The following is a 15,333-nucleotide window of genomic DNA, read 5'->3' as shown; positions in this document are numbered from 1 at the left end:
AAAAAACAGGGAAATTGTGAGTTACCTGCTGAAGACCCCTTGTTTCCTGATAAATTTGACAACCATTTACTTATTTAAACACGATAATGCCTGTACGTAGACTACTGATTTGCTTACTGGTTACCTGTGTGGCCATAACCGCTCCGGCCCAATCGCGCCGACGTGCGCAACTGACGGCTCCCCAAACTAACGGTCCTGTTCCCGTTGTGGCGGCTCCGCAAGCCAGATTGCTGGAAAGTATGGTGATGAACAGCTCACTGATGAACCAAGCGGTAAAGTTCTCTATTTATTTGCCCCCCGATTATTACGTCTCAAACCGACGATACCCGGTTGTGTACCTGCTGCATGGTTATGGAGATAATGAAACCGGCTGGGTGCAGTTTGGCGAAGCCGACCGTATTGCCGATGAGGGTATCAAATCGGGCCAATTGCCCTCTATGATTATTGTGATGCCGAATGGAGGGACAAGCTGGTTTGTGAATGATTACCAGAACAAGGTCCGTTATGAAGACATGTTTGTGCAGGAACTGATCCCGCATATCGACTCCATGTTCCGAACCCGTACCCAGCGCGAATTTCGGGCGATCTCGGGACTGTCTATGGGCGGGTTTGGGTCACTAACGCTGGCCATGCACCACGCAGACTTATTTGGCTCCTGTGCCGCTCTCAGCGCGGGTATTCGTACAGATGAAGGGTTCGTTAACGTTCCCGATGAACGTTATAATATGGTTTTTGCGCCCGTATTCAGTGGGCCTGTCAAGGGAGAAGACCGGCTTACTATCACCTGGAAACGAAATAGCCCCATAACGCTTGCCAGATCGGCACCGGAAAGCGATCTTACTAAAGTACGCTGGTATATCGACTGTGGCGACGATGACGCCCTGACTATTGGCAATTCGATGCTTCATCTGGCGCTGCTCGACCGTAAGATTCCGCACGAGTACCGCGTTCGCGATGGTGCGCACACCTGGACGTACTGGCGCACCGGATTACCCGATGCGCTCAAGTTTATTGCCCAGAGTTTCCATCGGTAAGCCCAGGCCCGTCTGTTTGGGGTGGGCTTACCGCTTTTGAATGGGTACGATGGCTTCGGTTTCATCCCAGGCCAGCACCATGTCCGTACCCGTAGTCGAAGGGCGGAAGGTAATATAAAACTGTTCAGCCTTTGGGGTATGCTTTTGTGAGACAATGGGCACCCGCAATACATCCTTGGTTTGGTCGTAGTTAGTGCCCCACTGCCCCGTTTCGCTGTTGAAAATGGCAATCCAGCCGTTTTGCGAGGGGATGGTCCAGAGCGAGTATTCGCCTTTGTCCAAAGGCTGGCCTGCGACCACTATGTTCTGGTCGAAATCAACCACCGTTGCTTCGTTGGCACCCGTGCGCCATACTTCACCGTAAGGGACCAAGCCGCCAAAGATTTTGCGCCCTTTTTTATATGGCTGGCAATAATCGACCTTTATTTTCAGACCGTTCTGGTCAATTTGTGCAATGGCTTCCGGGCTTCCGGATTTCGTCCAGCTACGGAGTGAAAAAAAACCGACAAGCGCTATTACGGCAATAACGCCAAGGATAATCAGAATGCGTTTCATGGGTGTTTTGTGGTTTTTACCTGACAGGATGCAAGGTATGAAGATTTTGTAATTTGCGATTGATCGTAAAAGACAATGAGGTGACACGGCCGAACCGCATCACCTCAAGGAGGAGCCTGGGATTTCTCCCTGACCAGTACGAAGGTACAAGATAGTTTTACCAATATCAGCACGATCAGAACACTACGCGGTTTCCTTCTTCAGCTTATCACGTAGCTGGAACAACTCATCCCGCAGGCGAGCGGCTTCCATAAAGTCGAGGTCTTTAGCAGCTCGCTCCATCTTGGATTGAGTTTCCTGAATTATTTTTTCCAGATCGCCCTTGCCCATGTACCGGACAACAGGATCGGCAGCAATGCGGATTTCTTCGGGTTCGACGTAGAAATGCTTTGCTTTCGAATCGGCTACTTTGGTTTGGCCCATGATCGACTCACGCGATTTCAACACCGTCGTTGGGGTAATGCCATTGTCGGTGTTATATTCCAACTGAATGGCCCGACGTCGGTTCGTCTCATCGATGGCTTTTTGCATGGAGCCCGTAATCCGGTCGGCATACATAATCACTTTGCCATTGGCATTACGGGCAGCCCGGCCAATGGTCTGGATCAATGATCGAATATCGCGCAAAAAGCCTTCCTTGTCGGCATCCATAATGGCCACCAGCGATACTTCGGGCAAGTCGAGGCCCTCGCGGAGCAGGTTAACACCAACCAGCACATCGAAATTGCCCAATCGTAAATCGCGAAGAATTTCAACCCGGTCCAGCGTTTTTACCTCGGAGTGAATATATCGGGTTTTGATACCTACGCGATCCAGGTATTTGGTTAGCTCTTCGGCCATTCGTTTGGTCAGGGTTGTAACCAGCACACGCTCCCCACGTTTGATGCGGCCGTCGATGGCTTCGAGCAAATCGTCAATCTGATTCAAACTCGGGCGCACCTCAATTTCGGGGTCCAGCAGACCCGTTGGCCGGATTAGCTGTTCAACAACTACCCCCTCGCTTTTGCGGAGTTCATAGTCGGAAGGCGTAGCGGATACGTAAATCGACTGACCCGACAGATCTTCAAATTCCTGAAAGGTGAGCGGACGGTTGTCCATAGCCGACGGAAGCCGGAAACCATAATCCACGAGCGCTGTTTTACGCGAACGGTCGCCACCCCACATGGCTCTAATTTGCGGAATAGTCACGTGGCTTTCGTCAACAACCATCAGGAAATCGTCCGGGAAGTAGTCAAGCAGGCAGAACGGCCGCTGACCGGGCAGGCGTTTGTCGAAATAGCGAGAGTAATTCTCAATACCCGAACAATAGCCGAGTTCGCGCATCATCTCAAGGTCAAATTCTGTCCGTTCCCGAATACGGGTCGCTTCCATTTCGCGGAGTTCTGATTCGAAGTAACGCACCTGCGCAACCATGTCGTCCTGAATCTGATAGATGGCTCCGTTGAGGGTATCGCGCCCGGTTACAAACAGGTTAGCCGGGAAAATAGTGACCATACTCTCTTCCGACAACTTCTTGCCAGTGCCGGGGTCAATGCGCTGAATCGTTTCGATCTCATCGCCGAAGAAGATAACGCGATAGGCAAAGTCGGCATAGGCCACGTACAAATCCACCGTGTCGCCTTTCACACGGAAGTTGCCGCGCTGAAATTCACCTTCGGTCCGGCTGTATAAAATGCTGACCAACTGGTGCAGGAAGTTGTTGCGGCTCATCTGCTCGCCAACACCAATGCGTACGACATTGCGTTTAAATTCTTCGGGGTTGCCCATGCCGTAAATGCAGGACACCGAGGCCACCACAATAACGTCGCGCCGGCCGCTCATCAGGGCTGAGGTAGCTGCCAGTCGCAGCTTATCAATTTCTTCATTGATCGCCAGGTCCTTCTCAATGTATGTATTGGTCGTGGCGATGTACGCTTCGGGCTGGTAGTAGTCGTAGTAAGAGATGAAATACTCGACGGCGTTCTCGGGGAAAAACTGTTTGAATTCCCCGTAAAGCTGGGCGGCCAATGTTTTGTTATGGCTCAGTACAAGCGTTGGACGGTTGGTTCGCGCGATGAGGTTAGCGATTGTAAACGTTTTGCCAGAGCCTGTAACGCCAAGTAATACCTGTGCAGGTTCGCCTTCGTTTACACCCTTCACCAACTTTTCGATTGCCTTCGGCTGATCGCCGGTTGGTTGAAATTCAGACGTTAGTTTAAAGTTCATTATTGCCGTTTAGAATCTGGCTAATTTACGAAAATCCGGGCTGGATAACAAGGGCGGTTCTCAACTTTACCTGGGTTCTCCAATCCTTCCGATTTATACTTACTAACGCTAAACTGTGTCGTATAGTTAACCTTCCCAAAAGCAGAAAAATAGGGTTCAGGCGAAGAAGGGGCTATAAGCCGTCAATCGTGAAAACGTCGAGGGTCGTCTTACGAAAGTTGCGTACTCTGGAAAAAACGGCAGTGCCATTGCTCCCCCCTTTAAGGTCGGTGTTTCCCTCAATTGTCTCAACAACATCGCCCGATATGGCCGTGATAAGGCCCGTGTGATACCAGTCGTCTGCCGGAGCAGGGCCGGTTGAAAGCGTACGGAGCAAAAAAACGTCACCGGGTTTGATATGATCCGGTTTTTTTCGGATTGCTTCGCTGCGTATAAGCCGCCCGTTTGCCTGACCACTCAGTGCCAGCGTATCGCAGCTCAGGGTCCTCGGCATTATATCGGTAAACTGACGACCGGCACTCGACGCGGCCTGGTCCAGAATAGACTGGACAAAACCGGCACACCACTTGAAAAGCGAGCCATCTAACCCGTCACAATAACTGCGGACCCAGGGACCAAGATTTTGCCCGTCGTCGCATTGCAATTCAGCCGAGCGTTGTTTTAAATGGGTTTGTGCCAGTTGCACAACGGCCTTCCGAATATCTTTACTCGTTGGTCTGGTTTGAAAACCCGCTGCCAGCGGGGCGCTCAATTTGGTGAATAAATCAGGTGTGACAATGCCCGATTTAGCGAGTTTGAGAATGACCTGAAAGTTTTCTATTGCCCGTTTTGTGGCCGGGCCAAATTCACCGTCGAGTGAGGTGGTCAGGGCGGCTGTTGGATATCGGAGCGCGTTCAGGCAAAGCCATTCCTGTATTCGACGAACGTCGGGTCCGCTACTGCCTTTTTGCTGCGTGGATGTAAAGTGTAATTCGTCCTGATAAGCTGTTTTAAGCATGATCGTTTGCGATTATGCTGCCAAAAGCTCAGCCTACAAATTTCCTACGCATGAAAGCTGGCCTGTTGATAGGTCAGTCTATCAATTGGTTAGCTCCCGCTTTAGGGTAACCAGTAGTCCTTTAGTTGCTCCTTGATGTTGGTTCACATCGACCATTGATGTCAGTTCCCAACCTTCCCTGCCAAGTTGGTTTAGTTTCTCCGTCAATTCCTGCGTGTCAATTTTATTATTCCAGAAACCAGTGGAGGTTACGTCTAAAACTAGGTATTCGAATTTTTTCATCACATAATCTATAAAAAAAGCCCTCACGTTTTCGCAAGGGCTTCAATATAGTTAAAACAGAAATGTCACTGATTAACCAACACTACCTTCCAAGCTGATGGCCAGCAGCTTTTGCGCTTCTACCGCAAATTCCATCGGGAGTTGGTTCAATACTTCCTTGGCGTAACCATTGATGATCAGCGCCACGGCTTGTTCGGTAGGTATACCGCGCTGGTTACAATAAAACAACTGATCTTCGCCGATTTTCGAAGTCGTTGCTTCGTGTTCGACTGTGGCCGATGGGTTGTTCACTTCCAGATAGGGGAAGGTGTGAGCCCCGCATTTATCACCCAGCAGCAGCGAATCGCATTGTGAATAGTTGCGGGCATTTTCGGCGCGTTTCATTACCTGCACCAAACCCCGGTAGGAGTTCTGGCTCTTACCCGCCGAAATACCTTTCGATACAATTCGACTCTTTGTGTTTTTGCCAATATGGATCATTTTAGTACCCGTATCGGCCTGCTGCATGTTGTTGGTAACGGCCACCGAATAGAACTCACCAATGGAATTATCGCCTTTCAGAATAACCGATGGATATTTCCAGGTAATGGAAGAACCTGTTTCGACCTGTGTCCAGGAGATTTTGGCATTCGGACCGTCGCAGATGCCGCGTTTGGTCACGAAATTGTAGATACCACCTTTACCATCTTTGTCGCCTGGGTACCAGTTCTGTACCGTTGAGTACTTGATTTCGGCATTGCCCATCGCAACTAACTCGACAACGGCCGCGTGAAGCTGGTTTTCATCGCGCATGGGAGCTGTGCAACCTTCAAGGTAGCTCACATACGAGCCTTCGTCAGCAACAATAAGCGTGCGTTCGAATTGGCCTGTACCAGCCGCATTGATGCGGAAATAAGTCGACAGTTCCATTGGGCAACGAACACCTTTAGGAATGTAGCAGAACGAGCCGTCGGTGAAAACAGCAGCATTCAGTGCCGCGAAATAGTTGTCTTTAGCGGGCACTACCGAACCCATGTATTTCTTTACTAATTCGGGGTGCTCATGAACGGCTTCCGAAATAGAACAGAAGATGATGCCTCGTTCGGCCAGGTCTTTTTTAAAGGTCGTTGCTACTGACACCGAATCCATAACGGCATCGACGGCCACCCGCGGACGGTCGCCCGGAGCGGCATCCAGTGGGCTGGCGTCAACGACACCGGCTAACCGTTTCTGTTCGACAAGCGAAATGCCGAGCCGGTTGAAGGTATCCAGCAGTTCAGGATCGATTTCGTCGAGCGAGTTAACGGTTTTCTTCTGTTTCGGGGCTGAATAGTATTTAATAGCCTGATAATCTATTTTAGGATAGAAAACATTGGGCCATTTGGGCTCGGTCATCTCCTGCCACATCCGGAACGCCTTCAGACGATTCTCAAGGAGCCAGTCGGGTTCATTCTTTTTAGCAGAAATGAAACGGATGGTGCTTTCATCAAGGCCTACAGGAGCCTCATCGGCTTCAATCAGTGTCTCGAATCCGTACTTATATTCGGAGTTAGTTATACTTTCTAAAATATCCGCGTCCTTGCTCATAGTCTCGGTTAATTGCGTGGTTTTTGCACCACGTCAACATATTTTTAACAATCTGCCGGGTGGGTACGTTCCGGGCAGGTTGGACAAATATCGGAAACTTTCCGTTATCTCCCTACCTTAAATCTATGTACTACTAAAGGCATGTCAGGATTAAACGTCTGTGCCTCTGCTAGCCCCCATCCGGTATGTAGCCGCTTTGTTTGGCCGAATTCACTGGCTATGTCCGGCCATGCTGGTGATTTTTACAAAAGACCGATTAGAAGACAAGTCGTAAAAGTTGACGCCAGGTTATAGCAAATCGGCCGAGTCGATCAGGTGATTTTTAATGGCAAATAGCACCAGACCTGCTGTGTTTCGAGCATTGGTTTTTTCCAGGAAGGTTAGCCCGATGTCCATCTATTGAGCGGATGCTCAGGTAAAGCCGCTCGGCAATTTCAGAAGCCGCTAATTGCATACAAATCAAATTTAATACTTCCATTCCGCTGCCTGTGATGGTGTAATGCGCAGTTCTTGACTGCGCTGCCGGTAGGCCTTTTCGTAATTGAAGCCATGACCGTCGTCGATATAGTTAAGTACTGACTCATTGGCATTCTGGTGAATTGTCAATGATATGTCGCGGGCACTTGCGTGTTTGACGGCGTTATTGAGAAGTTTCTGGATCAGCCGATATAAAATTAAGTTCGCCCGGGCCTTTACCTTCAGGCTCAAAGCACAGGTCTTGTATAATAAATATAGTACATCGTTTGCCAGAGCAAAGCATGGTTTTACCTGTAAAAATGGCTTTTGAAGAATCCTAATTATAGACTTAATTAAGTACTAAACTATCCTTGATTAGCCATATGGGTAATGCAGTCAACCTCTTCTGCGTTTACTTCTGATGGTCAATAACTGCGTTTGTATAAGTAATGGCTATAATATATATAAATTTATATACAAAATAACTAATAATAGCTACATTAGTATTCGATTTATTAGAGGAGAATAGGTGCATGTATCTCATTCATATGTCGTTGCATCCTATTAATTAACCACTATCTAAATGTTCATCCTTATGCATCTCATCATTCACATGACTGGGTCAGGTTAGCTACCCGTTGGGAGTTAGAGCCGGAAAACAAGTCGATGACTCTTCTGGTCAATACCCATCGGAGAAACTGACCTGTAAAACTGCTTACATTATTTTCCACTTTTTCTATCACTTACACTTTTCTAAAATTTCTTTATGGAACCTTTTATCGGTCAAATTCAATGCTTCGGATTCAACTTTGCCCCCAGAGGCTGGGCTTTATGCAACGGACAAACGATATTAATTGCCCAAAATACAGCCCTATTTTCACTGTTGGGTACTATGTATGGCGGTGATGGAGTAAGTACATTCGGGTTACCCAACTTGCAGGGCCGTGTACCTATTCATTTCGGTCAGGGTGCAGGCTTAAGTGCCTATGACATGGGAGAAGTAACCGGATCGGAGACTGTTACCCTACAGGTGAACAACATGCCTGCTCACAACCATGCGTTAGGCATATCCAATCAGCCGGGTAACAGTAACTCACCTGAGGGGAAAGTATCAGCGGGCAGTACCGACAGTAACGAATTGCCTGTCAATGCGTACGGCTCTACCGTCAACAGTACTGCCAGCGCACAAGCTATAGGAATGACGGGTAGCAATGTGCCCGTTTCTGTTATACAACCTGTGTTGGTCATGAACTATTGTATAGCCCTGGAAGGAATCTACCCCAGCCGTCAATAGTTGAGATTCTTCTGAACTATCCGTATACCATCGGATAGTTCAGAATGAATAACCCCTCGACACTTCTTTTTCTGAACTCATCACTGAAATCAGCTTCTTATGAAACACCATTATCTATCCCAATCACTATCTCGTCTATTGCTTACACCCATTTGTTGTTACTCCGCCAGAATCTGGCATCCCGGCATTTTATTATGGTTCCTGTTAATCATGGCACTGCCCGGGCATGCGCAGGTTTATTATCTACTGAGTGATAACATACCGGTCGCCCGAACGGATCAGCTGAGAAGGGTTGACGCTGATGGAATAGGGGGGGATGTACAAATAGCTACCAACTTCGCAGACTCGCCCCGGTCTATTGTTATCGACAACGCTAGCAATCGGGCATTTGTAGCGGAAGCGAGAGCAAGAACTGCCATATCAGCCTGTATTTATTCGGTTAGCCTGGCAACGGGTGCGAGTAGTACGTTTGTATCTTCTCTCAGCATAGTAAGTGGTATGACAATAGATGCTACGAATAACTACCTATGTTATCTATTGTCAGATTCACAACCAACTACCAGCGTTGATGAGTTGCACCGGGTTAATCTGGACGGTAGCAACGATGTACTGATAGGAACCGGTTATGTGAATTCACCCGGTCCAATCTCGCTGGACGTACAGAGTAATCGCTTGTTTATGTCGGATCTTCGGGCACAAGCCCCTAAAATTGTGGCCTTAAATCTGGCATCTCCAGCATCGGCTACTACGATCGTTACTATTGCTGCCAATTCTGGTGCAAGTGGCATTGGTGTAGATACTAAAGCGGGTAAACTTTATTATGTTATAACGGATAATGTACCTGCCGACGCATCGCAGGATCAGTTACGACGTATTAATCTAAACGGTACCTCGGATGAACAGGTAGCTATTGGTTTTGTGAACGCTCCGGGTGATTTAGCCATTGATTTTCCTAATAATCGTATACTGATTAGCGATGTTCGGAGCGTTCTCCCTAAAATCTATTCGGTCGCCCGATCGACCACGGTACCCGTCGTACCCAGCCTGCTGTTTACCCCTACTACCCAGACGTTATCCGGGATCGCCGTCGCCAATGGTAACCCATTGCCCGTTAGCCTGGTTTCTTTTACGGCAAAAGCGGAGGCCAATCATACTGTAGCCCTTGACTGGGTAACGTCCTTCGAGACCAACAACAAAGGCTTTCTAATTGAACGAAGCAAAGATCTGCTCCGCTTCGAAACGGTGGGGGAGGTGAGTGAATTATCGTCAGAAAGCAAGGCCCTGAAAGCCTATCATTTTGTTGATCAGACGCCTTATCAGGGCACGAGTTACTATCGGCTGACCCAAACCGACCTTAGCGGTAAAACCACAGTGTTCCCGGCTGTGTCGGTGGTGTTGCGAGATGAAGCCTATGGGGTATACCCAAATCCTGTAATAAACGATGGGCGGTTTACCCTTCGATTGGATGAGCCTGAAACCGCTACTATTCGGTTCAACAGTGTTGATGGTCGTTCTGTGCCTTTTCAGAAGCAGGGGATGCAGGCCGGAAACTTACTGCTTCGGGCCACAGAGAAATTATCGACGGGTGTATATCTACTTACTGTTGATGAACGAAGCCAGAGACGGCAATACCGGATTGTTGTCGAATAGGTATAACCTTGTCAACTTGTTGAAATCACCCCCAACCTTACCGAACTCATGGCTTCAAAGACTAACAACAAAGCGGCTTCAGCACCCAAAAGATCGTACAGGACACCCAGGCTTAAATCGCTGGGGACTGTTAAAAAACTAACCTTAAAAACGGGTTCATCTATAGATGGCTTTGGCTCGTTTGGTTAAGTAGCTCCCTTAATTGTGCCAAACAAATTAAGGCTTTACACAAGAAGGCCGCTCTTCATGGAAGAGCGGCCTTCTTGTGTCATATACGTTATAACTTACATCGTCGTTTTGGGCGTAACGGTTATCTTGCTGTAATACAGCGTTGTTAAGCCCTCGAAGCCCGAGTCTGTACCCACAATCAGCCAAAGTTCACCCTGAGCGTTTGTTCGCGTATTGAAGGGAGTTGCCTGGTTGGAACGGGTAATAAGCTTGTAGACTTCATCCGAATCGCCCGTGCCGATATCTCCTATTCGAATAGCGTCTTTCCCATCGTTGTTCTGCGAACCCTTGTCAATGTTGATCGTATAAAAATCATCTTTCAGCACCTTCACCGGCTCAACAGACGAAGCACCTACTTTAAGAAAAACACTGCCTCCGGGCGAGCCGCCAATTCCAATAGAGTTGCTTGGATACTTAGAAGCTAATTCGATGTCGAAGATCAGTGAGTAGTCGGTGTTTGGCGTTAGGCCCGTCACTTTCTTTTTGATGAACATGAAAGCGTCATCGCTGCGGTTCATGCTTTCAATCATAATCGACTTTCGGGTTGTGTCCAGCGGAGCCGGGAGTCCTTTCCAGGCCGATTTAAACTCCATGATACTTTCCTGCGCCGTTCCGTAATCGGTTAGTCCAGCAACCCAGCCGTCTGCATCGCGTTGAAACGAAGACTGATAAGGGAGAGCCCCTGTTGTCGTGACATTTTCCTCGCTACAGGATGTAAATGTGAGCATAGTGCCCGTTAAAAGGGACATTAATAACAACGTTGATTTCATTTACTAACTCGGTTTGTTTGGTGTACAGACTCTCCCGAATTCTCAACCGTTGTAAAGCGGCCGTAAAAAACTACCGGAACCGATTGCGCGTGGCCGGGTCCAGCCCACGCAACGCCAGATAAAAGGCTATGACATAGATCATTTGCGTGCCAGCCGAATTCCAGTCCTCTTTAAGGGTTGTACCTAACAAAAGAGCTGCAATGAGAATACCACCCAAAAAGTATCCCCATCTGGTAAACTCGCTACCTAGTAAAATGAGAATACCCGTGGCCAGTTCAAGAAATGGCAGTGTATACAGGAATGCCTTCGTCAACAGGCTTGGCAGAATGGTGGCCGCAAACCCGGCTTCCGTTTTGTCTACAAAAGCACTGAGTTTGGGCAAACGAACAAGGCCGTGCATGAGCATATTGATGCCCAGTCCAATGCGAAGAATAAGCTGAGCCAGTTTGTTATTCGTCATCGTCCTCGTCTGCAAGACCGTCTTCTACTTCTTCCTCTGCCAGCAAATCGTCGTTTATGTTCATCGATTCATCATCGATGTCGTTGACTTCATCTTTTTCAGGTTCGGGCCCTTGGTTAACTATTGGATTCATATATTCTGCCTGCGAGACTCCGCCCCCGGCGGCTTCACCCTGCATTAGTTTGGTCATAACGCCCTGATTTTCATCGTCGGCGGGCGTATAGCTTGTGTTGTCCATGTTGGTAGTAAATGAAAAGTTAAAGAAGAGTAGACCGAGGTTTGAGAAGCCCGATAAAAGTTAAATGCCTCCTGAGCGTGTTACGTGACCGCCTAAAGCATAGTTATCGTCCTGCTGATGATCGTGCTCGCCGGTGGGGTCCCCATCGGCATCAACGGGTTCATCGTCCAGGTCACGTTCAATGTTATCGTCTTCATTCGTATCATCGTCACGTTGATTCCGGAAATTATCGGGATCAATTCGGGCAATGCGAGAACCAATTACGTTCATGTCTTCGGCCAGATTGGTGTCGAGCAGCGTTGTCATTTTCGTTGAGTGGTTTGTTGTAATAGTTTATAACCCGGTAGAATAAAGAAAGGTTAGACTTATTTTACTAGTAAGACTCTGGTATTAATATACATACTGCATGAATTCCCTTTTCTTAGTTGCCGGCCTATTGCTTTTCGGCTTTGTTCAGGCGCAGCCAGCCCGTGAACCGTTGTTTACTTCGTTCGATGGTACTAAAATTCATTATGACATTGTGGGTGCAGGAAAGCCCGTTGTTCTTCTGCATGGCTTTATTTCCACCAGCGAAAGCTGGAAACGGGCCGATCTGCGACAGGCATTGATCGACGCGGGATTCAAAGTTGTTATGCTCGATTTACGAGGTAATGGCTTGTCAGACAAACCTCATACTGCCGAAGCCTATCGTGACAATGCCGAACTGAAGGACGTAATGGCTTTGATGAAACATCTTGGCCTGAAAAACTACGATGTGGTGGGCTACTCGCGTGGTGCTATCCTGACGGCTAAGTTATTAACGATGGATAAGCAGGTGCATAAAGCGGTGATGGGCGGCATAAGCGTCGACTTCTCAGACCCCGACTGGTACCGTCGCAGGAACTTTCACGAAGCTCTGACGAAACCCGGCAGCCACCCGGAATTGCAAAGTGCCATCGACTATGCCAAAAAATCGGGTGCCGATACTGTTGTGCTGGCTCGTTTGCAGGAGTTTCAGCCTGTAACGAGCCGGACGGAGCTGGCAAAAATCAGGGTGCCCGTACTCGTGGTTAACGGCGATAAAGATACAGATAACGGCGACCCGAAAACGTTGGTCGATGCGATTCCCGGCTCTCGCCTTGTCATTGTTCCCGGCGATCATGGCGGGGCTATGCGCACGCCTGAGTTTGCTAAAGCGGTGGTGGAGTTTCTGACTAAATGATGACTTTATTAAGGTAGAATCAGCAGAAATACCAAAACTGTAAAACAGACACTCAACCAGGGATTCAGGCCTAGCCGATAGGTACGAATGTAATGCTGCCCAATCATGAGCGCGTAACCCAGAGGGACCAGCGTCGGATGGCCAATGATTAGGAGAAGGCTGCTTACCAAGCTGCCCAGTAGCAGGCTCATGCCGAAATGGCCGACGTAATCGAGCATGGTTTGGCCGAAGGTGTCGGGTTGTTGACGCAGTAAATACAGGCCAACAATCGTTAGCTGACCCAGTACTAAAGCGATGGCGGCTGGTAACCAGATGGGAAAATTGATAGCGGAGAAAAGTCCACCGATCAAGCTGGAAATTACGATGATAAAAGCCAGCCGATAACCCGCATGAAAATCGGGCTGAAGGTCCAGGAGATTCCAGCGGCCCGGTGCAGAGGTAATGATGATTCGTCGGTTGTAAGAGATAAAAGCATACAGTTTCTGGAGAACTGCCTTTAGCCAACGCAGGGACAGAAGCTTCGCCACCGATTTACTTCGCTGACCAAAAGCGTATAACCAAGTATCGACGCCATACAGTGTCTGCCCCCCGTCGAGATCAACGAGCGGAATTTCGTGCTTTGCCCGTTGAGGGTCTAGCCGCGCGATAAGCTCCTGCGTCAGTTGACCACTACCCATGCGCGTCAGGCTACCGCTATGATCGCCTGACACCATTCCCTTTGTGTAGACCTTACACATGGGGCAGCTTTCATCGTATATAATTAGCTTTTTCATGGTTGTATATTTTGAATTTTCAGAAATAAATGAAACCTTGAGGTGAAAAAATATTACCGAAATACGTTCAGAAACTGGCCTATCAGCCAATTCTCTTCAGCTTTGATAACGGCGTTCAGGGTATTATCGGCAAAGCCAACAACACTGCTCAGGCCACCTATAACCCGCTGAAATTCCTGTGCTTCGGGCGTATCGGCCGGCATGGCTTTTAACTCGTTCAGTACTTCAACAACGGGTGTAATCTCTCGACGGCGACGTTCTTTTGCTACCTGCCGGGCTACTTTCCAAATGTCTTTTTCGGCAATAAAGAATTCACGGCGCTCACCTGGTTTGAGCTGTTTGTAAACAAGCCCCCAGTCCATCAGGTCACGGAGGTTCATGCTGGCGTTTCCCCGCGAAATCTGAAGTTGCTCCATAACATCCTCCGTCGACAGGGCTTCGGGCGAAATCAGTAAGACTGCATGGAGTTGAGCCATAGAGCGATTAATGCCCCACTGCGTGGCCAGTGTACCCCAGGTATGAATAAATTTATCTCTAGCTTCCCCAAATGTCATAATCAAAGGTAAGTCGATGTTTTTGTACTTTCAAAATAAATTGAAAGTTTCTTTTTGACTACGACTGATTTCTCTGAGAACTACGTAAGTTGGGTGTTCTGTACTAGAAGTATCACTCTACTTTGTAGAACACTCAAAGCCAATGGAGGCCAAATTATGATAAGCCTGCAATGTTTAGTAACCGGTTTGGATTGGGACATAGAGCCAGAAATTTGGCTCGATCTTTTAGGGAGCAAACGCCGGGAAAATCGCCTTTAAGGCCGAGCATGTCAGTCATGAGCTGGAAGTGCAGGTGGGGCGGCCAATCGCCATTTTCGGGGTATGGGCCAATTTCACCCAGTTTGTCGCCCGCTTTAAAAGCCTTTCCTTCAACCAAACCGGCCAGCGATGAACGGGTGAGGTGCCCGTATAGCGAGAATAGTGGCTCGTTAGCTTCCAGACGATGCTCAAGAATAATGGTCGGTCCGTAATCGCCAAAGTTATTATTGTCCTGAAAACTATGAATAGTGCCATCCATAGGAGCAAAAACGGGTGTTTTGGCTTCGGCCCAGAAGTCGATACCCAGATGAATTTCCCGGGGTTCCTCTGTACTGGAAAAATGCTCGCTGCGTCGGTAGATAACGCGGTGTTCATTGTAACCGCCAATACCGACTCGAACGCCCGCTGCGCGCATTTTACCGAATACGTAATCCGAAAAAGCCGCTGTGTTGGTCAGATCCAACCCGTTGGGCTGATCAGGGTCGGGAGTCAGGTCCGGATTAGTCGCTGAAAAATCAAGAATCAGGTAAGGGTCTTTCTGGAAATCGAAGGGAAGCAGCATGCACAAAGGAAAACAGTGGTCGGGTAACGCGTTAAGCAACCTTAAACATAAGAAAATTTGCCTGAAACGCATCGGGGATTTCCCGAAATAGCCAGGTATACAGATTAACGGCTGGCGCGCGTTTAGTGAAAAGCCGTAACCAATATACCTTTGGCAGTCTCGACTATCGAAGATATATTTACGACTATTTTTTTTGCGAAATAAGCGCTATTTCGTGTATTTGAACACTTATATTCTTCGGCAAACTAGC

The 15,333-nt window shown here is 48.3% G+C and carries 17 protein-coding genes; 4 read left to right on the top strand and 13 right to left on the bottom strand.

Annotated elements, in window-relative coordinates; genetic code table 11:
• Positions 1-86 precede the first annotated feature (86 nt).
• Entirely contained in the window at positions 87-1,034 is a 948-nt protein-coding gene (locus tag NT073_RS22770) for an alpha/beta hydrolase-fold protein (RefSeq protein WP_297378091.1), read from the top strand.
• A 27-nt stretch (positions 1,035-1,061) separates the two neighbouring features.
• On the opposite strand, the gene NT073_RS22765 is transcribed toward NT073_RS22770, so the two are convergent.
• The 6 genes from NT073_RS22765 to NT073_RS22740 form a co-directional block, all read right to left on the bottom strand.
• The gene (locus NT073_RS22765; RefSeq protein ID WP_297378089.1) at positions 1,062-1,589 is read right to left on the bottom strand and encodes a DUF2911 domain-containing protein; all 528 of its coding nucleotides are present in this window, start codon (positions 1,587-1,589) and stop codon (positions 1,062-1,064) included.
• A gap of 183 nt (positions 1,590-1,772) precedes the next feature.
• Complete coding sequence (uvrB, locus tag NT073_RS22760) at positions 1,773-3,794, bottom strand: excinuclease ABC subunit UvrB (RefSeq protein WP_012928138.1); 2,022 nt, start codon at positions 3,792-3,794, stop codon at positions 1,773-1,775.
• A 172-nt stretch (positions 3,795-3,966) separates the two neighbouring features.
• On the bottom strand, positions 3,967-4,791 hold the full coding sequence (locus NT073_RS22755; RefSeq protein WP_297378087.1) for a peptidoglycan-binding domain-containing protein: 825 nt from the start codon (positions 4,789-4,791) through the stop codon (positions 3,967-3,969).
• Positions 4,792-4,872: 81 nt separating this feature from the next.
• Positions 4,873-5,073, bottom strand: a complete 201-nt coding sequence (locus NT073_RS22750; RefSeq protein ID WP_297378085.1) for a DUF4177 domain-containing protein — start codon at positions 5,071-5,073, stop codon at positions 4,873-4,875.
• Between the two features lie 72 nt (positions 5,074-5,145).
• Positions 5,146-6,639 (bottom strand): Fe-S cluster assembly protein SufB, encoded by a 1,494-nt coding sequence (gene sufB, locus NT073_RS22745; protein ID WP_297378082.1) that lies wholly within the window; start codon positions 6,637-6,639, stop codon positions 5,146-5,148.
• A gap of 465 nt (positions 6,640-7,104) precedes the next feature.
• The gene (locus NT073_RS22740; RefSeq protein WP_297378079.1) at positions 7,105-7,347 is read right to left on the bottom strand and encodes an ATP-binding protein; all 243 of its coding nucleotides are present in this window, start codon (positions 7,345-7,347) and stop codon (positions 7,105-7,107) included.
• A gap of 514 nt (positions 7,348-7,861) precedes the next feature.
• Between NT073_RS22740 and NT073_RS22735 the strand changes: the two genes are divergently transcribed.
• The gene (locus tag NT073_RS22735; RefSeq protein ID WP_297378076.1) at positions 7,862-8,389 is read left to right on the top strand and encodes a tail fiber protein; all 528 of its coding nucleotides are present in this window, start codon (positions 7,862-7,864) and stop codon (positions 8,387-8,389) included.
• A gap of 210 nt (positions 8,390-8,599) precedes the next feature.
• Positions 8,600-10,039, top strand: a complete 1,440-nt coding sequence (locus tag NT073_RS22730; protein ID WP_297378071.1) for a T9SS type A sorting domain-containing protein — start codon at positions 8,600-8,602, stop codon at positions 10,037-10,039.
• A 284-nt stretch (positions 10,040-10,323) separates the two neighbouring features.
• On the opposite strand, the gene NT073_RS22725 is transcribed toward NT073_RS22730, so the two are convergent.
• The 4 genes from NT073_RS22725 to NT073_RS22710 form a co-directional block, all read right to left on the bottom strand.
• Positions 10,324-11,016 carry a hypothetical protein gene (locus NT073_RS22725; protein ID WP_297378068.1) on the bottom strand — a complete coding sequence of 231 codons (693 nt, stop codon included), beginning with the start codon at positions 11,014-11,016 and terminating at the stop codon, positions 10,324-10,326.
• A gap of 91 nt (positions 11,017-11,107) precedes the next feature.
• Positions 11,108-11,497 (bottom strand): DoxX family membrane protein, encoded by a 390-nt coding sequence (locus NT073_RS22720; protein WP_297378065.1) that lies wholly within the window; start codon positions 11,495-11,497, stop codon positions 11,108-11,110.
• Complete coding sequence (locus NT073_RS22715; protein WP_297378062.1) at positions 11,487-11,735, bottom strand: hypothetical protein; 249 nt, start codon at positions 11,733-11,735, stop codon at positions 11,487-11,489. The genes NT073_RS22720 and NT073_RS22715 overlap by 11 nt, the downstream gene beginning before the upstream one ends.
• A gap of 60 nt (positions 11,736-11,795) precedes the next feature.
• Positions 11,796-12,041: a hypothetical protein gene (locus NT073_RS22710; RefSeq protein WP_297378060.1), complete on the bottom strand. Its 246-nt coding sequence runs from the start codon at positions 12,039-12,041 to the stop codon at positions 11,796-11,798.
• A gap of 100 nt (positions 12,042-12,141) precedes the next feature.
• Between NT073_RS22710 and NT073_RS22705 the strand changes: the two genes are divergently transcribed.
• The gene (locus tag NT073_RS22705; protein ID WP_297378057.1) at positions 12,142-12,936 is read left to right on the top strand and encodes an alpha/beta hydrolase; all 795 of its coding nucleotides are present in this window, start codon (positions 12,142-12,144) and stop codon (positions 12,934-12,936) included.
• Between the two features lie 8 nt (positions 12,937-12,944).
• On the opposite strand, the gene NT073_RS22700 is transcribed toward NT073_RS22705, so the two are convergent.
• From NT073_RS22700 to NT073_RS22690, 3 genes are all read right to left on the bottom strand, one after another.
• Positions 12,945-13,709, bottom strand: coding sequence for a hypothetical protein (locus NT073_RS22700; RefSeq protein WP_297378054.1), 765 nt, complete (start codon positions 13,707-13,709; stop codon positions 12,945-12,947).
• A gap of 53 nt (positions 13,710-13,762) precedes the next feature.
• Positions 13,763-14,263 (bottom strand): MarR family transcriptional regulator, encoded by a 501-nt coding sequence (locus tag NT073_RS22695; protein ID WP_297378051.1) that lies wholly within the window; start codon positions 14,261-14,263, stop codon positions 13,763-13,765.
• Positions 14,264-14,417: 154 nt separating this feature from the next.
• Positions 14,418-15,083 carry a peptidoglycan DD-metalloendopeptidase family protein gene (locus NT073_RS22690; RefSeq protein ID WP_297378048.1) on the bottom strand — a complete coding sequence of 222 codons (666 nt, stop codon included), beginning with the start codon at positions 15,081-15,083 and terminating at the stop codon, positions 14,418-14,420.
• Positions 15,084-15,333 lie beyond the last annotated feature (250 nt).

Source organism: Spirosoma sp. (assembly GCF_026391055.1).
Classification (GTDB): domain Bacteria; phylum Bacteroidota; class Bacteroidia; order Cytophagales; family Spirosomataceae; genus Spirosoma.
This window is presented reverse-complemented; position numbering and strand designations above follow the sequence as displayed.